The 20,356-nt window shown below is 45.9% G+C and carries 18 protein-coding genes and 1 pseudogene; 6 read left to right on the forward strand and 13 right to left on the reverse strand.

All coding sequences use genetic code 11. From position 1 onward, the window contains the following. Positions 1 to 12: 12 nt before the first annotated feature. Genes MED92_RS00515 through MED92_RS00525 form a run of 3 tightly spaced genes read right to left on the reverse strand, consistent with a single transcriptional unit; the run spans position 13 to position 3,857 of the window. Positions 13 to 705 (reverse strand): response regulator transcription factor, encoded by a 693-nt coding sequence (locus MED92_RS00515; protein ID WP_007019498.1) that lies wholly within the window; start codon positions 703 to 705, stop codon positions 13 to 15. Beyond that, complete coding sequence (locus MED92_RS00520) at positions 702 to 2,468, reverse strand: sensor histidine kinase (RefSeq protein ID WP_007019499.1); 1,767 nt, start codon at positions 2,466 to 2,468, stop codon at positions 702 to 704. Before MED92_RS00520 ends, MED92_RS00515 begins: the two co-directional genes overlap by 4 nt. Positions 2,469 to 2,519: 51 nt before the next feature. After that, complete coding sequence (locus MED92_RS00525) at positions 2,520 to 3,857, reverse strand: vWA domain-containing protein (RefSeq protein WP_007019500.1); 1,338 nt, start codon at positions 3,855 to 3,857, stop codon at positions 2,520 to 2,522. Positions 3,858 to 4,128: 271 nt separating this feature from the next. Between MED92_RS00525 and MED92_RS00530 the strand changes: the two genes are divergently transcribed. The 3 genes from MED92_RS00530 to MED92_RS18295 all read left to right on the forward strand — a co-directional run bounded on the left by MED92_RS00530 (position 4,129) and on the right by MED92_RS18295 (position 5,553). After that, positions 4,129 to 4,494, forward strand: a complete 366-nt coding sequence (locus tag MED92_RS00530; RefSeq protein WP_007019501.1) for a hemerythrin domain-containing protein — start codon at positions 4,129 to 4,131, stop codon at positions 4,492 to 4,494. A gap of 108 nt (positions 4,495 to 4,602) precedes the next feature. Beyond that, positions 4,603 to 4,989, forward strand: a complete 387-nt coding sequence (locus tag MED92_RS00535; protein WP_007019502.1) for a tautomerase family protein — start codon at positions 4,603 to 4,605, stop codon at positions 4,987 to 4,989. A 186-nt stretch (positions 4,990 to 5,175) separates the two neighbouring features. Continuing rightward, the gene (locus MED92_RS18295; protein ID WP_007019503.1) at positions 5,176 to 5,553 is read left to right on the forward strand and encodes a hypothetical protein; all 378 of its coding nucleotides are present in this window, start codon (positions 5,176 to 5,178) and stop codon (positions 5,551 to 5,553) included. A gap of 291 nt (positions 5,554 to 5,844) precedes the next feature. On the opposite strand, the gene MED92_RS00545 is transcribed toward MED92_RS18295, so the two are convergent. The 9 genes from MED92_RS00545 to gloB all read right to left on the reverse strand — a co-directional run bounded on the left by MED92_RS00545 (position 5,845) and on the right by gloB (position 17,522). Next, positions 5,845 to 7,569, reverse strand: coding sequence for an ATP-binding protein (locus MED92_RS00545; RefSeq protein WP_007019504.1), 1,725 nt, complete (start codon positions 7,567 to 7,569; stop codon positions 5,845 to 5,847). 108 nt (positions 7,570 to 7,677) lie between these two features. Next, positions 7,678 to 8,982: an NAD(P)/FAD-dependent oxidoreductase gene (locus MED92_RS00550; RefSeq protein WP_007019505.1), complete on the reverse strand. Its 1,305-nt coding sequence runs from the start codon at positions 8,980 to 8,982 to the stop codon at positions 7,678 to 7,680. Positions 8,983 to 9,148: 166 nt separating this feature from the next. Further along, positions 9,149 to 10,747, reverse strand: coding sequence for an ABC transporter ATP-binding protein (locus MED92_RS00555; RefSeq protein WP_007019506.1), 1,599 nt, complete (start codon positions 10,745 to 10,747; stop codon positions 9,149 to 9,151). Further along, entirely contained in the window at positions 10,744 to 11,790 is a 1,047-nt protein-coding gene (locus MED92_RS00560) for an ABC transporter permease (protein WP_007019507.1), read from the reverse strand. The genes MED92_RS00555 and MED92_RS00560 overlap by 4 nt, the downstream gene beginning before the upstream one ends. Beyond that, complete coding sequence (locus tag MED92_RS00565; RefSeq protein WP_007019508.1) at positions 11,790 to 12,890, reverse strand: microcin C ABC transporter permease YejB; 1,101 nt, start codon at positions 12,888 to 12,890, stop codon at positions 11,790 to 11,792. The genes MED92_RS00560 and MED92_RS00565 overlap by 1 nt, the downstream gene beginning before the upstream one ends. Continuing rightward, positions 12,890 to 14,692, reverse strand: coding sequence for an extracellular solute-binding protein (locus tag MED92_RS00570; protein WP_007019509.1), 1,803 nt, complete (start codon positions 14,690 to 14,692; stop codon positions 12,890 to 12,892). Before MED92_RS00570 ends, MED92_RS00565 begins: the two co-directional genes overlap by 1 nt. A gap of 107 nt (positions 14,693 to 14,799) precedes the next feature. Next, a complete protein-coding gene (locus MED92_RS00575) occupies positions 14,800 to 15,048 on the reverse strand; it encodes a hypothetical protein (protein ID WP_007019510.1) in 249 nt (82 codons plus the stop codon). Positions 15,049 to 15,060: 12 nt separating this feature from the next. After that, positions 15,061 to 16,653 carry a LysM peptidoglycan-binding domain-containing protein gene (locus tag MED92_RS00580; protein ID WP_040661768.1) on the reverse strand — a complete coding sequence of 531 codons (1,593 nt, stop codon included), beginning with the start codon at positions 16,651 to 16,653 and terminating at the stop codon, positions 15,061 to 15,063. Between the two features lie 95 nt (positions 16,654 to 16,748). Further along, positions 16,749 to 17,522 carry a hydroxyacylglutathione hydrolase gene (gene gloB, locus MED92_RS00585; protein WP_007019512.1) on the reverse strand — a complete coding sequence of 258 codons (774 nt, stop codon included), beginning with the start codon at positions 17,520 to 17,522 and terminating at the stop codon, positions 16,749 to 16,751. 90 nt (positions 17,523 to 17,612) lie between these two features. Between gloB and MED92_RS00590 the strand changes: the two genes are divergently transcribed. Genes MED92_RS00590 through dnaQ form a run of 3 tightly spaced genes read left to right on the forward strand, consistent with a single transcriptional unit; the run spans position 17,613 to position 19,529 of the window. After that, the gene (locus MED92_RS00590; RefSeq protein WP_007019513.1) at positions 17,613 to 18,395 is read left to right on the forward strand and encodes a class I SAM-dependent methyltransferase; all 783 of its coding nucleotides are present in this window, start codon (positions 17,613 to 17,615) and stop codon (positions 18,393 to 18,395) included. Continuing rightward, positions 18,382 to 18,822: a ribonuclease HI gene (gene rnhA, locus MED92_RS00595; RefSeq protein ID WP_007019514.1), complete on the forward strand. Its 441-nt coding sequence runs from the start codon at positions 18,382 to 18,384 to the stop codon at positions 18,820 to 18,822. The genes MED92_RS00590 and rnhA overlap by 14 nt, the downstream gene beginning before the upstream one ends. After that, positions 18,819 to 19,529: a DNA polymerase III subunit epsilon gene (dnaQ, locus tag MED92_RS00600; RefSeq protein ID WP_007019515.1), complete on the forward strand. Its 711-nt coding sequence runs from the start codon at positions 18,819 to 18,821 to the stop codon at positions 19,527 to 19,529. Before rnhA ends, dnaQ begins: the two co-directional genes overlap by 4 nt. A 53-nt stretch (positions 19,530 to 19,582) precedes the next feature. Here the strand turns inward: dnaQ and nhaB are convergent. Continuing rightward, positions 19,583 to 20,356: pseudogene (nhaB, locus tag MED92_RS00605) on the reverse strand (sodium/proton antiporter); the annotation flags it as partial.

Consider the following 20,356-nt stretch of genomic DNA (forward strand, 5'->3'; position numbering starts at 1 on the left):
TTTTTAGGGGCTTCACTCCTTATCAAAACGATATCCAACCCCGTGAGCCGTTTTAATTATGCGGGGTTGGCGCGGGTCGATTTCAATCAGTTTTCTTAGTTTTGATATATGCTGATCCAGTGTGCGGCTGCTTGGTAGGTAATCGCGCCCCCAGCATTCATTGAACAGCATGTCTCTATCGACGACCTTACCAGCCTCGCGGTACAACAGCTGAAGGATTTTTATATCCCGTAGGCTTAATTCTATCTTTGTCTGATCTCGGTGTGCTCTTAACTGAAGCGGCAGTACGGTGAGGTCGTCCATAGTAAAGTGATCATTCTCGATTTGCTCGGCTGGTAGGGCTTTGTTACAGCGTCTGATGACGGCGTTAATACGTGCGATGACTTCACGGGTACCAAAAGGTTTTTTGATATAGTCGTCGGCACCTAACTCTAAGCCGAGCACTTGGTCAATCTCTTCTGATTTGGCAGTAATAAAAATGACCGGCACTTGTTCATTGAGCTGCCTTATCTTCCTGCAAACTGCATAGCCATCCATGCCGGGCATCATTATGTCGAGCAGAACCAGATCTGGCTGATGCATAGCAAATAAAGAGTAAGCCTCATCGCCGTTACTTGCCTGCAGGCACTCATAGCCTTCATCTTCCAAAAGGTCGGACAGGCCAAGTCTGATATTTAGGTCATCTTCAGCTATCAGCACTTTCATGAAGTAGATCCTTTGTTACTGTCGGTCTTAATTTTAAGTTGGAAGCAGGCACCGGATTCAGATGGGCATAGGTACAGATCGCCACCATGTTGTTGGGCTATCTGTTTGGAGATGCTTAGGCCAATGCCTGTACCGGAAACACCATCAGTAAGCTTGTTACTGATACGGTAGAAAGGAACGAATATTTTGTTTCTGAGTTCATCTGGAATCCCAGGCCCCTGATCGCTAACTTCGATATAGCTGTAAGGAAGTGCTCGCCAGTATTTGATCTCAATAGTTTGGCTATCGGAGGCGTATTTTTCGCAATTACTTAACAAATTGTTGATGACCTGCTCGAGGCATGAATGATCAAAAAATACAGTTTGCTGGCCGTTATCTTTAAGTTTTACGTCGATTCCGTGTTGATCAAACGAAGGTTTAAATGCTTCAACGACTTTATGAATTGTGTCTCCAATTTTTCCGGGTTGGAGATCAAGTTTACTTTCGGAGCGCTCCATGCGGGAAAAGCTAAGCACGTTTTCGATTAAGCGGGTTAAACGCTGACTTTCATTATCGATTACCGAGATATATCGATGAAGTTTGCTGTCTTGCGGGTCGATTCTCTTTTCCAGCATCTCAGCGTACATTCTTACGTTGGTCAGCGGGGTTTTCAGCTCGTGCGAAACCTGATTTACAAAATTTACCCTTTGCTCTGCTAAACGCGCTGCTCTGGATTGTTCGCGATAGATGATCCAGGCAAGTGTGACCAGTGACAGGGATATGGTTATTAAGATCAAAACTTTGGATAACCAGTCAGACGTTGGTTGCGATAGGCCGGGTGAACGATATTCCAATTTCCAGCTACCCAGCGGATGGCTTAGCGGCATCGTTTTTATCGGCTTTAGTTGCAAACTCGCATCCGATCCTCCCCATTCGTAGCTTGTTTCCCCGCGACTGTTAATCATTCTAAGCGAGACGTTGCGAAGGTTCGCTTCAATCTTAGACTGCTGCTCGTCCGGTAACAGGTTGATAAGATCTGAAAGAAGGCGAGCGTTATTGAGGGAAAAGCCGAGCGTATTGCCATTGGCATCTTTGCGCCAATAGATATGTTGTAACCTGGAATTGTTATACCAAGCGATCCATCCTGATTGCACAGGTGTATTGTTATGGGCAGTTAAACTGGCATTCGAGCTGTCAGGTGTCGGGCTGGCGGCGATTTCAGCGGTGGGGGCTGCATAGTCGGCAAATGCTGATCGTTGTGAAATCTGTAATTCCTGTTGTTCAGCAGGAGCCCTGAGCTTTGCGCTGAAAGGGGTAGCAGAGTTTGTCACTGCGATAGGTGGAGAAGGGAGTATCTCGGATGTATCGGTGTTGTTGGTGAAAAGAGCATTGTTTTGCCTTAAAGATAGCGTGCTGGATAGGAAAGACTGCTCACTTCTGCTATTACTCGACGCTTGAGGATATAAGGTTGTGCCATCGCCATCGATCAGAAATAGGTGCTCTACGTAAGGGCTTGATTGAATAAGTGATCTGAATGACGCTAATTGATAGCTTGGGTCTTTAGCTTGCTCAAGTTTCCGGGCTTCCTCATTCAGTGCGCTCTCTAAACGAAGAAAGTGTGTTTGAAACTGTTGATCGATTTCACTGAGCTGGGTTTCTATGAGGCCAGTAATTTGATGTTTCAACAAAGCTTGCTGCTGATCTTCCAGGCGTACTGAATACCAGGTTAGAAATACCAGAGGTAAAACAATAAGGCAGATGAGTAGCAGTAATGTCTTTTTCACAAGTTTTAACGAATGACGCCTCGCTCCTGAGGCGCCATACTCCTTTAAATATTAATAACTCTGCTGGGTGGCGCGTTTATACTGACGCTCTTTCAATTCTTTGCGCTTTTTACCCCAGTCCTGATCGTTTTCCAGCTCTTCTGCATCTTGCAGAGCTTCAGCTTTTTGTTCAAGCAGTTTTGGTGAAGCCAGTGATTGGCCTAAATTATCCAGGTACTGCGCGCTTTCTTTTAGGATGCTCTTAGCGCCTTCAATATCTCCCTGATCTCGGCGCTGAACAGCTTTACGGTTAAGTTCGTTAGCGACTTGTTCAGCAGCGGCTTCATAGGTCTGGGTATCAATGGCGTCTTTAACTTCAGTTTCTGAACGGCTGAATGCCGCTGTTACTGAAGTGTTCAGTTTTTCGCTGCGTTTGTTGAATAGATCCAGATAGTTCACATCAACGTCAACTAACTCAACGGTCGCTTTGTCTTGCTGAGAGGGGACTTCGACTTCAAGAATAATAAACTTCTCTTGCTCACTGTAGAGTTGGTTGAGACGGGTGCGAACCTGAGAGCCATTAATGTCTGCTTCACGCCCCAGTACTCGCAATGGGGTGACACCATTCAGGCAACGAATATGAATATCGACTCCCTGAGCGACCACGGAGAGGACATCACCAAATTCGTATTGGAATACACGGGCAAGATCGTCTGCGTTTTCTACAAACGCGTGGTTGCCATCACTGAAGCCTGCGAGTTGAGTCATCAGGTCTTCGTTATAACCAAGGCCCAGACCAATAGTTGTCACACTCATACCTTCCTTAGCCAGTGAGAGGCCAAGTTTACCCAGCTCGTTAGGTGTGCTCGGCCCGATATTGGCCAATCCGTCGGAGAGCAGGATGACACGGTTAACCTTATTCAGGTCCAGAAACTTTCTTAGCTCATTTGCGCCTTTGCTCACGCCGGCAAATAGAGCGGTGTTGCCATTGGCCTGGATACGATTAATAGCCCGAGCAATCGTGTTGGTGTCGCTGACTTTGGTTGCCGGAACCACGACATTAACGCGGCTGTCATAGCTCACCACTGAAACAATGTCGTTCTGGCTTAAGCGGTTAATTGCCATAATGGCCGCTTCTTTAGCACGAAATAGCTTATCTCCCTGCATCGAGCCGGATTTATCGAGCACGATAGCAATATTGGCTGGAATCCTCGCTTGTGTTTGTTCCAGTTTGTGACCTTCGAGGGAGATTTTTATAAATGCTTTGTGGCGAGTTTCCGCTTCCATAACAGGGGTCGCCAGATTGATATTCAGGTCTACCTGTTTTGCTGAAACCTGATGGGCGTTTATAAGGCCAACAGTCGTGAGCGCTGTGGCTAACATCAATTTGCTTAGGCGGAGAATGTTCATTGCGATGTCCTTGTAAAGATACCTGGTTGCGATGTTGTTACTCTAGGTGAGAGCCGCCTAACAAAAGTCAGATAGATTTATAAATATTGTAAAAGATTTGTAAATCCTTTGTTTTATCGATTATTAGGGAGCCTGCGAATAAGTCTGTAGCCTGAGACGCATAGGACTTGTTTGTAGGTTCCCACTTAAGTCCATTCCTGATGTAGATCAGTGACTTTATATAGGGATAGCCTAAGATGAATGGATAAAAATAAAAAGACAGAGGAATGTTATGCCGCTCACGAGTGAGCTGATCTGGCAGGATCAGCAGCATCAGGTTTTATTTGACCTTATCGATGAAATTAAAGCCGATCATGTCAGCAAATCCACTTTTGTTCGTTTGCATGATTATGCCGAACACCACTTTTGTATCGAAGAAGCGTATATGAAAGCGCTTGAATATCCCGAATACGAAAACCATCTCCTTGCTCATAATAAATTCCGAACTGAGCTTAAAACCATGTTGGATGAGCATCATAGCTACGATGCTATGCTTCGTGATGCTTTGTCTGATTTTCTATCAGAGTGGTTGAAGCGACATATCTTTGGCGTGGATAAAAAATTGGAGACTTTTATCCTGGAATCCGATCGTCAGTAATTTACCTTCGACTGAGCTATTTAATCAGGAAAACAGACCTTTAGCTGCTTGTTATGTAACGCGTTTTCCTTTAATTTTTGGTATCCGTAGTACATTACTGAGGTAGCTATGCCGCTAATTTGTATTAAGTCTTTACCTTTCGACAGTGAAATCGATGTACCGGCAATGATTAAAAGCATTACCGAAGATTTTGCCCGAGGTACCGATGTCAGTGTCGAGCATATAACGGTTACCTGGGAATTCATTCCTGAAAGGCAATATGCAGTAGCGGGGTTGATGCCCTCCACTCAGCCTCAAAGCGGCAGTCATCCAGTTTTAGTTGAATTACATGCACCTAGTTTCCATGCCTCAGGGAGTGTTGAGGCGATGCTGGAATGTATCGCATTTTCTGTTTCAAAGCGTAGTGGTGTTGCCTACAGCAATATTTTCATTCGTTACTGCAAGGTGCAGTCGGGGACCATTTTTGATCAGGGTAAGCTTGTACGCTGGAAGTGATGCTTATAAGCAGTAATGGCTTAAATAGGAATGAACCAAGCTTTTACCCATCTCCTGAGGTTTATTAAGATTCATAGCTAGGTTTTAGCCGAATTTGAGCCTGATCAACTTATTGATTATTACTTTTCTCAGTTGGCTCACCTTAAGTTACTCTGCTTGAGTGGTAGTTGTTAGAGTGACAAGCTTATGCAGCAGGCAGACGGCGAATTTTCTCTGGTGGTTGAAGCCAAAGTAATACATACCTATCCATTAGGTGGCTTTGATGAGCAGGACATAGCGGTATATCGAGATGAAATTATCCAGGCTGGAGAAGGGTTGGGTAAATGGGTTCTATTCGAACATCCTAAGAAAATTGGCAGTTTGACCCCTGAAGCTCTGGAGCTACTAACTCAGGCTTATAATGAATTTGCCGGGCGCGGCTGTGTTGCTATCGCGGTAGAGGTCTCCTATCTGTTTGGTACAATTCTTCGCCAAAATGCTGAGCCACTAGTTAAGTTACCCATGCTCATTTCCGATGACCCTGCAGAACTTAAAGAGCAAATAGATACTTATCTTTCTGAATAGGTTGCTTAGGAACCTTCGAATAAGTCTCATGCATTCTCAGTGGTCTTTAGAACGGCCATATGTGCGAAAGCCTGTGCAGTGAAATGTCTGGACCTTTTCAAACTGGCTGACAAAGCAGATGGCTGTTATAAAGGCCACCCTTTGGGGCTCTCAGAGCAAGCGAATCGCTTTATTAATAATTTGCGTCCGGCAGGCGCCCTGAGGCAACCAGCATGACTGTAATTATTGCCGCGCGCTTCACTTGCTCTGTATGCCTGAGGCGCATAGGACTTGTTCGTAGGTTCCTCAATATCACACCTTAAATGGAAGTTGGATCTCGACATGGATACCCTGACCGGGTGAGCTATCGAGGTGTAATTCTCCACCCAACTTCTCATGAACTAATTCCTTGATCAGATACATCCCTATGCCACTACCTCCTTGTTCCTTGCGGGTGGTAAAGAACTGTTCAAAGACATGTGGAAAATCCTCAGGAGAGATGCCTTTTCCATTATCTTGATAGGTGAGCGTAACTGAATCTTCATTGAGATGTGCATCGATTATAATCTCACCTTCCTGCTTGCCCTCATCAAAGCCATGAATTATCGAGTTTGTTATTAGATTGGTTATTATTTGCGCCAGAGCACCGGCTTCAAGGGTAAGTTCAATACCTAGCTCAGTGGCATTGCCGATTTTTACAGGGGTATTTTTATAACTGGGTTTTAGGCTTAATAATATTTCATCGATATAGTGTTTTAGGTGAATGGTTCTGGGTTGTTCGCTGATCTGGTCAACCGCCACCTGTTTAAAGGCTTGTATTAACTCTTGGGTTCGATCCAGGTTCTTTTGCAATAGCTGCGCGGCTTCTTCATTGTCGTCCAGGTACATCTCGAGATCAGATTGCTTCAGCTCATTCTTTTTTAGGCTATTGCGTATATTGTCTGTTCCGTCGGCTAGGAAAGTAGATGCGGTATTTGCGACCCCGAGAGGCGTACTAATTTCGTGACCAATACTGCTGACCATGCGACCCAGCGTTTCTAATTTTTCTGTTTGTATCAGATCTCTGAGAGCGTCTGATAGCTGCTGTTTGGTTTCACTTAACTCTTTAGTATTTTCTACGACTCGGTTTTCTAGTCGCTGCTGGTATTCGTTGATCTCTTCCTGATGCATAAATAGCTGAGTTTGTTGCTCCTGAAAGGCCTGGAAAAGGTAACTTATCTCGTCATTCCGCGACCGGGTATGTAAGCGGTACGCTTTTTCCAGTTCATGTAGATTGGGGTGCTGACCAGATTGTTCTATTACCTGAACGAGTGCGGAAATAGGTTTCTGAATAAGCTGGCGATGGATTATCAGGATTAAGAACACGACAAATACGATCGCAAGACAAATAAAGAGTGATATTTTCCAGGCGAGTAGCTGTCCGGCGACGATAGAATCGTCAATGATATTTGTTATCTCTAATACGCCGCGTACATCACCCAACGACCAATCCTTTTTTGGGGACCGAGGGTGGCTGTTATGGCAGTTAACGCAGGTCTCTGAGGCCAACGTATCTGCAATTGCTATCCTTACCACCGTCTGCCCCTGAGGGTTGGCGGAGACTTGTTTGTAGCTTTTGTCTGGTTGGTCAATAAGATAATCCCAGGCTTTGTTTTCAAATGTATCCAGGCCTCGGTTTTGCCTATTAGGGAATGGATAAGGGCTATATAGACGAACTTTGCTGTGCTCATTTGGCTGTATCTCGCTGAGTTCGTGAATCATGGTTGCGGGTAGAGGGATAACATTTGGATGCTGTTTATGTTCAGTATCGGCGCTTAGATCTGTTTCCGAGAGGACTTTGCTAAGAACGTGATCTGTGTAATAAGCGCGAAGCGCTTTGAAACGTGCTGCTGTCTCTTCGGCGTTATGTTGTGCCTCAGTGATGGCATGCTCTTTAAGCGCTTGAGGTATATAGATAAAGGCGGCAGCGACAAGTGCCAGAAAGGTCAGGCATACCGGTAAGATGAGTTTCCAGACCAGAGAGAGGTTAGAAAGCATGGCTATCCATAAGATAATGAATTCGGGTTCACTAAAGTATAGACAGGTATTAGTAAGTTTCTTTTAAAGGTGCCTTGGGTGAACCAAGGCACCTCTAATTCTTGACACTTAGTGAAGCTTCATTTTCGGCCGGACGACTTTTCCGACTTTCTCTGCCACATAAACCATCATTGCTTTGAAGAAGCCGTGAATGGCAATCTGATGCATTCGGTAGAGGGAAATATATACAACCCGTGCAATCCGGCCCTCTATAAACATAGAGTTACGGGTTAAATTCCCCATTAAGCTACCGACCGTACTATAACGGCTTAAATTGACCAGAGAACCATGGTCCTTGTAGGTAAAGTGTTTTAGCGCTTTGTTGTTGATTTGCTGGTGGATGTTAGTCTTCACCAAAGAGGCCATTTGGTGAGCAGACTGTGCTCTCGGGGGAACCCAGCTACCGTCTTCCTGAGCGCATGCACAGCAATCGCCGATAACGAATATCGAGTCGTCATTACTGGCTTGTAGCGTTGGTTTTACAAGGATTTGATTGGTTCTGGTAAGTTCAAACTGATAAATATCAGCAAGAAAGTCAGGTGCTTTAACTCCAGCGGCCCAAATCATCATATCTGCAGATATTTTATCACCTTCAGCGGTGATGAAACCGTCGGCTTCTGCTTGCTTTATCAGGGTGTTTTCGCAGACCTCTACACCTAAGGCGCTGAGTTCGTTCTTAGCTGATGAAGAGATTCTGGCGGGCAGGGCAGGCAAGATTCTAGGGCCCGCTTCGATAATGCTTACCTTCAACTGTTTAGAGGTCATCTTAGGCAGGCCATAGGATTTCAGCATGTCAGTGACATTATAAAGTTCAGCTGATAGCTCAACACCTGTAGCGCCGGCACCGACAATCGCAATATTCAGCACACCCTCATCCTGCTGGTTTACCCGCATGAAGTTATTAATCAGGGCATTGTGAAAACGTTCGGCTTGTTTGGCAGTATCCAGGAAGAAGCAGTGCTCTTTTACGCCAGGTGTATTGAAATCATTACTGACACTGCCAATTGCCAGTATCAACGTATCAAATTGGAGGGTTCGCTCGGGAAGAATCTGTTGATCATTGTCATCCAGAATCTCTGCAAGGGTCACGGTTTTGCTGGCGCGGTCAAGTCCACAGAACGTTCCTAACTGGAACTCATAGTGATGTTTTGCTGCATGGGCATGGTAGATGACAGCGTCGGTACTAGGGTCAAGTGAACCCGTAGCTACCTCATGGAGGAGAGGTTTCCATATATGTGAGCGTTTCTGGTCTACCAGTGTTACCTGGATATTGGTATTTTTCTTATAACGGCGTCCAAGCTGGGTGACCAGCTCTAGTCCTCCTGCACCACCTCCGATCACCAGGATCTTATGCGGTTGATTATTGTTAGACATGATTTAATCCTCAAAAAATATGGGATTAGCGACTGCCTAGAGACTAATCCCATATTTTCTGAGGATTGATACTTTGGTCTTAATTTAATGAAAAGTAAATAAAAAATGGAGAAAACAGCGCTAAAGAATGAGCACTGTACCCCATTAAGTTGTAGATAAACTGGGTCTATTGGTTAAAGGCAGCGGCTAGCAGTTTTTGAGTGTAAGGCGCTTGAGGTTGACTAAAAACAGATTCTGCATCGCCTTGCTCGACTACATCACCGTGATGTAAAACCAACAACTTATGGCTTAAGGCTTTCACAACGGCCAGGTCGTGGCTAATAAACAAATAGCTAAGCTGGTACTTCTCCTGCAGGTTCCTTAGCAGTTCAACGATCTGCTTTTGAACGGTTCTATCCAGTGCCGAAGTGGGTTCATCAAGAATAATCAGTTCAGGTTTTAGTACCAGTGCCCGCGCAATGGCGATACGCTGACGTTGCCCGCCAGAGAACTCATGCGGATAGCGGTGGCGGCTTTCCGGATCGATTCCTACCTCATCCAGAGCCTGTATTATCATGGCTTCATGATTTTCTTTTTGTTCCGGTAGGTGAATTTCAAGGCCTTCTGCGATGATTTCTGAGATGGATAATCTCGGACTCAGACTGCCAAAGGGGTCCTGAAAAACAATCTGCAGTTGTCTTCGTATGGGTTTGACCGCTTGCTGATTGAGCAGGTTTAGATTCTTTCCAGCGAATGTGATTACACCTTCGCTTTTAAGCAGCTTGAGTATGGCCAGACCTAAGGTTGTTTTTCCTGATCCAGATTCACCAACAACGCCTAAAGTTTCTCCTTTTCGTAATTCGAGAGAGACTTCATTTACCGCTTTCACATGATCAACCGTGCGTTTTAATAAGCCTTTCTTGATCGGGAACCAGATTCGCAACTGTTCTGTTGAAAGTAAAACGGGGCTGTCGCTGGCAATTGGAGAAGGCAACCCAGTAGGTTCAGCATCCAAAAGCATTCTGGTATAGGGGTGTTCTGGTGATTGGAAAAGCTGCTCGCAGGTCGCACTTTCTACCATTTCCCCCTTATGCATCACACAGACATGGTGGGCATAACGACGCACGATATTAAGGTCGTGAGTGATCAACAGGATGGCCATCCCCAATTTCCCTTGCAGTTCTGCGAGCAGTTGCAGAATCTGCTCCTGGATGGTCACATCCAGTGCGGTCGTTGGTTCATCGGCAATTAATAGTTCGGGGTCATTAGCTAACGCCATCGCGATCATAATGCGTTGGCGCTGGCCTCCGGACAGTTCATGTGGGTAGCTATTTAACCTTTTTTCAGGTTCAGGAATCCCTACCAGTTCCAATAATTCCAGGATCCGTTTGCCCGCTTCTTTACCTGTCATCCCCCTGTGCAGCAGTAGCGTTTCACCAATCTGCTTTTTAATCGTATGCAGGGGGTTAAGCGATGTCATCGGTTCCTGAAAGATAACACTGATCTTATCGCCGCGGAGGGTTCGCATTTGACCTTCGGTCATATCCAGAAGGTTTTTACCATCATAGTGGATTTCACCGCTGGGATGGCTGGCTTTGGGGTAGGGGAGCAATTTCAATACCGACATGGCCGATACGGATTTGCCTGAGCCCGACTCGCCAACGAGGGCTAGTGTTTTACCCTTGGCTATCTCAAAACTGATCTGTTTAACCGCATCAACCGGTTCCTGATCACCTTGATCAAATCTTACAGATAGGTTGGAAACACGTAATAAGCTATCTGTCATGATACTTTCCTTGGATCGAATGCATCACGTACTGCTTCACCAATAAAAATAAGCAGGGTTAGCATGATCGAGAGAGACATAAAGGCGGTGATACCCAGCCACGGGGCATGAAGATTTGTTTTACCCTGGGCTACCAGTTCTCCAAGTGAAGGGCTGCCCGGAGGTAGGCCAAAGCCGAGGAAGTCAAGCGCAGTGAGTGTTACAACTGAGCCGTTGAAGATAAACGGCATAAAGGTCAGCGTTGCAACCATCGCATTGGGGAGTATGTGCCTGAACATAATCATCCTGTTGTTCAGACCAAGTGCGCGCGCCGCGCGAACGTATTCCAGATTTCTTCCGCGCAGAAATTCGGCCCTGACGACATCAACGAGCTGCATCCAGGAGAACAGCAGCATAATGCCAAGCAGCCACCAGAAATTCGGTTCAACGATACTGGCAAGAATGATCAGCAGGAACAGTACAGGTAAGCCTGACCAGATCTCTATAAAGCGCTGGAAAAACAGATCAACTTTGCCACCGTAATAACCTTGCACCGCTCCGGCGATAATACCGATGACGGAACTGGCAAGTGTAAGCACAACGGCGAACAGAACCGATATTCTAAATCCGTAGATGACTCGTGCCAGAACATCACGGGCCTGATCATCTGTACCTAGCGGGTTGTCCCAGGACGGAGGGGAAGGGGCGGGTACAGGCAAGTCATAATTGATGGTGTTATAGCTGTAGTGAATCATTGGCCACAGAATCCAGCCCTGGCCTTCGTTTTCTATCAGGTTCTGAATATAAGGGTCTTTATAGTCCGCTGGGCTTTCAAACTCGCCACCGTAAGTAAGTTCGGTGTACTCAGTGGCTACGGGGAAGTAGAGGTCCCCTTTATAAGAAACGATCAGAGGATCATCGTTTGCAATCAGTTCCGCAAATAACGATAAGATAAAAAGCGTCAGAAAGATCCACAGAGACCAGTAACCACGACGGTTATTTTTGAAGTTCTCGACACGGCGCTGATTCAGGGGGCTTAACTTGCCAGAAATTAGCATCATCATTACTGCTCCCTGCTTTCAAAATCGATACGCGGATCAACTAACACATAGGTGATGTCACTAATCAGTTTCAATAACAGACCAATCAAGGTGAAGATGTAGAGGGTGCCGAAGATGACAGGGTAATCACGATTGATTACCGCCTCGTATCCGAGAAGACCTATACCATCCAGAGAGAAAATAACTTCTATCAGCATCGATCCGGTAAAAAAGATAGAAATCAGTGCCGCGGGCATACCTGCAATAATAATCAGCATCGCGTTACGGAACACATGACCGTACAGCACCTTATTTTCACTTAAGCCTTTCGCGCGGGCGGTAAGCACATACTGTTTGTTTATCTCATCAAGAAATGAGTTTTTGGTCAGCATCGTCAGGGTTGCGAAACTGCCTATCACCGTTGCGATAACGGGCAAGGTAATGTGCCAGAAATAATCTTTTATCTGTTCAAAAAGACTCATCTCTTCAAAACCAGGCGAGGTTAATCCGCGAAGAGGGAACCAATCTAACCAAGTTCCGCCTGCAAATACGACGATTAATAAAATCGCAAACAGGAAGTTGGGAATCGCATAGCCAATGATAATGGCACTACTGGTCCAGATATCAAATGGGGTGCCATCACGTACGGCTTTTCTGATGCCTAAAGGTATGGAAACGGCGTAGGTGATGAGTGTTGCCCAAAGTCCAAGTGAGATCGACACCGGCAGCTTTTCAATGATCAGATCGATGACCGATTTATCGCTAAACAGGCTTTTACCGAAATCGAACACGGCATAGTCTTTAAGCATCTGCCAGAAGCGTTCATGGGCCGGCTTATCAAAACCGTATTGTGCTTCAATCTCTTTAACAATTTCAGGGTCTAATCCACGCGCTCCGCGGTATGAGCTGTCGCCGGTATTATTGCCAGACGCACCACCCTGAGACAAATCATTCTGAACACCGCTGACCCGTGCCGTAGCCCCCTGATCATAGCCTTCTAGTTGAGCTATGGCCTGTTCAACCGGACCGCCGGGCGCAGCCTGAACGATGATAAAGTTAATCGTTAGAATACCGATCAGGGTCGGAATAATCAGGAATAAACGGCGGAGAATATATGCGCCCATTAGTTGTTCTCCTGATCAGGTTTGATCCACCAGGTATTAAAGCCAAGATCATATTTTGGTCGTTGAGCAGGCATTGCAAATTTATCCCAGTAGGCAACCCGGTATTTATTGATATGGTATTGCGGGATAACGTAGTGGTTCCACTGCAGTACCCGATCCAGCGCACGGGTACGCAGTACTAGTTGCTCACGATCAGGTGACTGGATGAGTTGTTCGACAAGGTGGTCGACAGCAGGATTGCTAATGCCAATCAGGTTGCGGCTACCTTCGGTATTTGCTCCCGCAGAGTGCCAATAGTCGCGCTGCTCATTACCTGGTGAGGATGATTGCCCGAATCCACTGACAACGATGTCGAAATCGAAAGAGCGTAAACGGCTGATATACTGTGATACGTCGACAAGTCGGATCGAGGACTCAATTCCCAGACGTTCTAAATTACGAATGAACGGAGCGACTACGCGTTCAAAAGCGGGGGAGTACAGGAGCATCTCGATTACAAACTGCTCGCCAGTTTGTTTACTCACCAGCTTGCCGTTTTTAAATTCCCAACCCGCTTTAAGTAACAGTCGTTTAGCCTGGCGCAGCTCAGTATAAATGCGGCCGTCACCTTTGGTTTCTGGCGCGCGGTACACTTTAGTAAATACTTCCGGCGGTACTTGCCCGCGAAGTGGCTCAAGAATTTTTAACTCGGCTTCAGTGGGTAGCTCTGTAGCAGCCATTTCTGAGTTAGAGAAGAAACTGTGAGTGCGTTTATAGGCATTATAAAAGATGTTTTTATTGGTCCACTCAAAATCAAATGCTAACGCGAGGGCTTGTCTCACCAGTGGATCAGAAAATTTTGCCTTGCGGTTGTTAAGGATAAAAGCCTGCATGCCGGTTGGATTCTGGTGTTCTAGCTCTTTAACAACGATCTTGCCGTCAGCAAATGCTGCTCCGGCATAACTTGTCGCCCAGCGTTTAGAAGAGTTCTCCTGGCGAAAGTCATATTCACCTGCTTTGAATGCTTCCATTGCCACTGTATTGTCACGGTAATAATCGTAGATTCGGTAATCGAAGTTGTTTTTCCCTACTACAACTGGAAGGTTTTTTGCCCAATAATCATCTCGGCGTTTGTAGGTGATAGTTCTCCCTGCATCAAAACTATCAACGGTATAGGGGCCTGAGCCTAGCGGTATATCCAGAGAGGGCTTATCAAAGTCTCTATTCTCCCAATAATGTTTGGGTAAAATGGATACTTCTCCAACAATCAGTGCCAGTTCCCGGTTTAGATTGTTTTTAAATGTGAATTTAACCCGTTGCTTATTAAGCGCTTCTACTTTATCGATATCTGCATAATAAGCTTTATAAAAGGGAGCCCCTTTACTGCGCAGGGTGTCAAACGTGAATACTACATCTTCAGCGGTGATAGGCTGTCCATCACTAAATGTCGCTTCGGAACGTAAATTGTAGATAATCCAACCGCGATCGTTGGGCACTTCAATGCTTTCAGCAATCAAACCATATAACGAAAAAGGCTCATCATGAGCACGGGCTAGCAAGCTGTCATACATCAGCCCAAGCCCATCTGCTGGGGTGCCTTTAACAATAAAACCATTAAAGCTGTCGAAAGTGCCTAGAGCAGATTCAACGACTCTGCCACCCTTGGGTGCTTGAGGATTCACATAATCAAAATGCTGAAAGTCTGGTGGATACTTAAGGTCGCCATGCATCGCGATACCATGACTAAGTGTTACGTTGTCCGCATGAAGGCCGGGTGAGAGGAACAGCAGAAGGGCGTATAGGCCAAGCAAAATCGATCGCATACAAACCTTAAGGTTGAGAATAAACAAATTTGATTCCTTTTCAGCGCTGACTGCTTATTGTATTTATATCAGTGACTTGCAGACGCTTCCAGAATTAAGACCTAAAGTTAGCTATTTTGTTCAAATTGGTCTGCTAGTTCTGTCAGTCGATCAGAATATTGCTTACGTTTTACCTTCTGCGCGATAAGTTTTTGGTATTCCTGTTGTAGAAAGGCTTGTTTATCGCTGTTTCCATCGGCCAGGCCTTTTATCAAGTCCTGGTCCATCCATTTTTGTATTTTTTTATACAGTATTACCTTAAATACAATCGCAAGTACGGTTGCGACAACGATAATGAAAATACTGGTTACGTCCATGAGATACAGCCTTTAATTTGGGTTGGTAACATCCACATACAGGGTTAAACGTTGACCCGGGCGTAAATACTGCGCTTTGTTCAGTTTATTCCAGCGTAGGATATCTGCAACGTTAACACTAAAACGGCTCGCGATGCGGGAGAGTGAATCGCCGCTACGCACTTTATAGCCAACTTTACGAATGATCTGATGCTCATTGCTTGAAAGTGCAGTCTGAGCAGGTTCTGTCCAAATCACCAAGCGTTTGCCTACCTGAAGTGGGTCGCCCGGAGCCATGCTGTTCCAGCGAGCTAACTGTCGTACACCGACATTATGCTTGTTGGCGATAGACCAGAAACTATCTCCGGATCTGACTGTGTAATGTTTTTCTTTACGGTTAGTGGTTCTTGAGATGCTTTTCTGTCTGTCGGCATGGCGCTGCTGCTCACTCAGCGCATATTCAGTGGACTGCTTACTTGCCGTTGGAACCAGTAGGGTTTTACCTGCCCGGATATTATTCCCAGAAATGTTGTTAGTTGAGCGGATCTGACCAACGGTTGTTTTATGTTTCTTCGCAATAGCGATCAGGGAGTCGCCGGGTTGTATTTTATAACGGGCCCACTTCATACGGCTTTCGTTTGGCAGTTCAGCTAAAGAAGCGCTAAAGATATTGGCTTTTTCTACAGGTACCAGAAGGCGATGAGGACCTTCAGGGGCAGTCGCCCAACGATTGAAACCTGGGTTTAGCAGATACATCTCTTTTGTGGTTATCTCGGCCATGCTGGCTGCGCGGGCAATATCAATCTGGCTGCCTGTATCAACCACAGCAAAATGAGGTTTGTTTGCAATCTCTTTAAGGCTTAAGCCGTAGTCTGGAGAGTTTTTAACCAATTCGGCAATGGCCAGCAGCTTAGGTACGTAGGCCATGGTTTCTTTGGGGAGTTTAAGCGACCAGTAATCGGTAGGTTTATCAGCACGCTTATTGCGTTTAATCGCTTTGGAAATAGTGCCCCCGCCTGCGTTGTAAGCAGCAAGTGCCAGTAACCAGTCTCCATCGAAACGTTTATTGAGTTGAGCCAGGTATTTATAAGCGGCCTCAGTAGAACTGATAATGTCACGTCGGCCGTCGTACCACCAATTTTGTTCAAGCCCGAAATACTTTCCTGTTGAGGGGATGAATTGCCAAGGACCTGCCGCTCTGCCATGAGAGTATGCGAAAGGGTCAAATGCACTCTCTACGATAGGCAAAAGAGAAAGCTCTACAGGAACTCCCCTTTTTTGAGCCTCAGTAACCATATAGTGGTAATAAGGGGTTGCCCTTTGAACGACACGATCCATATAGCGGGGGTGTTTTTTATACCAGTTTAACTGGCTCTGTACTCGTGATCGGTCGAGGTGAAGGTCAAGCTGCATTTCAGACCGAACCACTTCCCATATATTGGTTGGTTCAGAGCGCATTTCGCTAGCTTGAGTCGTCGGTTTTATTTGGATTAAAGGAGCAGTGGATGCAGAGGTGGAATTAGCTACACTGGATTCATGACTGCCAGATTTCTCGGCGACGGACTGACATCCGCTTAATACAACGCCTGCAACGACAGAGAGCAGGACCGACTTCGACTTAAACAAAATAAGGCTCCGGTGATTTGGAGAGATAAAGCGGTCCATTCTATCAGCGCGCCTTACTGGGTCAATAGTAGGGCAAGGCGCTACTTACTAAGCACTTAGAATTGGTTTTTCCATTCACGGATGGATGCGAATACCTCTACTTCGTTGCTAAGTGATGCTCTACTGAATCCAAGTGCAGCGGAGACGACATCTTCATGCTGAGTGCGCATGAATGGGTTGATAAGTTTTTCTTCTGCAATTGAAGTTGGAAGGGTCGGTTGATCTTGCTCTCGTTGTTCCGCGCATCGGCGAATTGCATTCTTTATTGCATCGTTGTTTGGCTCAACGGCTTCAGCAAAAGACAGATTGGCCATTGAGTATTCATGCGTGCAGTAAACTTCAGTGTCATCAGGAAGTGATGCGAAATAGTTCATTGCGTTGAGCATCTGCTTAGCGGTGCCCTCAAATAAGCGACCACAGCCGGCCAAAAAAAGTGTATCGCCACAAAATAACTGAGGCTTATGGCGTTCTGAATAGTAGCTGATGTGGTCAAGGGTATGACCTGGTATAGCTTTAATAGCGACCGAGGCCCCCATTAACTGGATCGAATCACCATCATTTAGTGGATGGGTGATACCCTGGAATGGGGAATTAGCTGGACCGTAAACAGGGGTTTTAAATCTGTCTTTGAGTGCTTCGACGCCACCTGTGTGATCGTTATGGTGGTGTGTAATCAGAATAGCTGTCAGTTGTAGATTGTTTTCTTCAAGGTATGCAAGTACGGGAGCTTCATCACCAGGGTCAACTACAGCAACCATGTTGCTATCGGGTGAAGCGATCACCCAGATATAATTATCTGAAAATGCAGGGATAGGAGTGACAGAAAACATACTTAGACCTCAAATGACTTATTGCGCTCGCTCAAGTGAAATATAATACTGCTTATAACGTCTCGGGACAGTACTAAATTGTTACAACTTATGAGCTATCATAAACAGCCTCCGCTTGAATCGGTATTGCCACAAATTCGTACCTGGTTTGATTCAGAACTGGGTCAGGAGTTTTTGGCGGACGAGAGAGATAGTGTTGATCGCATTGTCTCGACACTATTTGGTATGCATTTGGCTCAGTTCTCAGTTGATAGCCGCATTCAGCTATTTGAAAGCAGTCCGGTTGTTCATAACTTCTCTGTTATACCAACCTTAGAGCTTGGCATTCAGGATAATAATATAGTTGCTAAGCACGAAGAGATCCCTTTAGCTCATGAAAGTGTCGATGTGGTTGTGCTACATCACGCTTTAGATTTTTCTGATGCGCCGCATCAGGTGCTTCGGGAAGCCTCTCGTATTCTAAGGCCGGGAGGTCATGTAGTCATTGTTGGCTTTAATCCAATGAGCTACTGGGGTTTTTACCGATTCTTGAAGCGTAAAAAGAATCTACCGCCCTGGCTTGGCCAGTTTCTAAGTCACAGACGCTTGTCCGATTGGCTTAAGTTACTCGAATTAACTGAACTTAAGCATCTTTCAGGGTATCATCGCTTTCCATTCGAAACGCGAAAGTGGCGGAGACGCCTGCGTTTACTAGAGAGTATTTCAAGACGTATGCCGGGGCATTCGGGGGCTTACTCCATACTGCTTGCGCGCAAGGACATTGCCGGTATGACCCCGCTCAGGTCTGGATGGGGGCTTAGACGTTTGATCTCATTACCTGTTGCGGAGCCCACAGCTCGTGACACATTAAGGAAAACTATTGAAAACAGTTGAAATCTTCACCGATGGTGCTTGTAAAGGTAATCCTGGACCGGGTGGTTGGGGTGCAGTTTTGCGCTACGGTGATGCTGAAAAACAGATGCATGGTGGAGAAAATGACACCACTAACAATCGCATGGAGTTGATGGCTGCCATCGTTGCGCTTGAGACATTAAACCGCCCTTGTGAAGTGATACTGACGACCGATTCGCAATATGTGCGTCAGGGGATTACCGAGTGGATTGAGGGTTGGAAACGTAAGGGCTGGAAAAATTCGCAGAAGAAACCTGTGAAGAATGCCGATTTGTGGCAGCGGCTTGATGCTGCCCGCCAACCCCATAAAATCGATTGGCGCTGGGTGAAGGGGCATAGCGGTCATCCAGAAAATGAATTAGCAGATCAGTTGGCAAACAAAGGTGTTGAGGAGTTAGGGCGAGCATGAGACAGATAGTGCTTGATACAGAGACGACAGGTCTTGAGCCATCAGAAGGGCATAATATTATCGAGATCGGCTGCGTTGAGATGTTTAATCGCCGCCTGACTGGAAAAACCTACCATCAATACATTAAACCCGATCGGGATGTTGATGCTGAAGCCATTCAGGTTCACGGTATCACAAACGAGTTCCTTGAAGACAAACCCAAATTTCATGAAGTTATGGAAGAGTTCGTCGAGTTTGTGCGTGGAGCTGAGCTGATCATTCACAACGCAGCATTTGATATTGGCTTCCTGGATACCGAATTGGATCGTAATGGTTATCCGGAGCGGATGGAAAATTTCAGTCTGGTCACCGATTCACTTAAGCTGGCAAGGAAGAAGCATCCCGGGCAAAAGAATAACCTGGATGCGCTTTGTAATCGTTACGGAATCAATAACTCTCACCGTGAGCTGCACGGGGCATTACTTGACTCCGAAATTCTGGCGGATGTTTATCTGGCCCTAACCGGTGGTCAGACTAATTTGTCACTCGCAGGTGAGGGGGACGATGGGGAAGGTGCTGGTGCGGTGATCAAGCGTTTGTCCGGCGCTGATGATCTGCCTTTGGTGCAAATTTCGGAAAATGACCAACAAGAGCATGATAAATTTCTCAAAATGCTCGATAAAAAAAGTGGTGGTGAATGTCTCTGGTTAGCTGAAGCTGAGTCGTGACCGTTACTGCATAAAAAAGCTCCGCATTTGCGGAGCTTTTTTTATGGGGCTACTTACAAGTAGATTTGCAACGAAACATAGGCAACTACACTCATTACGAAAGTGTATGGCAGCGCCATAATGACCATTCGTCCGTACGATAGACGAATAAGTGGAGCAAGGGCAGAGGTTAACAAGAACAAGAAAGCTGCTTGGCCATTCGGTGTCGCAACACTAGGGATGTTGGTGCCCGTATTGATGGCAATCGCTAAATTGTTGAAATGCTCCCGGGAAATAGTTCCTTGCTGAAACGCTGCTACGACTTCATTTATATAAACGGTGGCTACGAATACGTTGTCACTGATGGCTGACAAAACTCCATTAGCGATAAAAAACACGCCCGGCTGAACTGATTCATCCATGGCAAGCACGGCTTCAATAATCGGTTGGAAGAGATGCTGTTCATGAATGACAGATACAATCGAAAAGAAGACGACCAGTAGTGCCGTGAAGGGCAGTGCCTCTTCAAAAGCTTTACCGATCTGATGCTCCTCAACGATGCCGTTAAATGCGGTTAACAGAATGATAATTGTCAGACCAACTAAGCCAACGGCGGCCAAATGCATGGCGAGGGCGATGACTAAGAAGAGGGCAACCAGTGCTTGAATAAGTAGCGCAGCTTTATCGCGACTATTGCGCTTAGCATCCTGTTCACCCGCAAAATCTATCAACACATTCCGGACATTAATAGGAAGCTTTGCGCCATATCCAAACAAGCGAGTTTTCTCTAGAAAGATGCAGGTTAGCAGGCCCGCTACTAGAACAGGCATGGTGATTGGGGCCATTAA

It is taken from the genome of Neptuniibacter caesariensis (genome assembly GCF_000153345.1).
Lineage (GTDB): Bacteria > Pseudomonadota > Gammaproteobacteria > Pseudomonadales > Balneatricaceae > Neptuniibacter > Neptuniibacter caesariensis.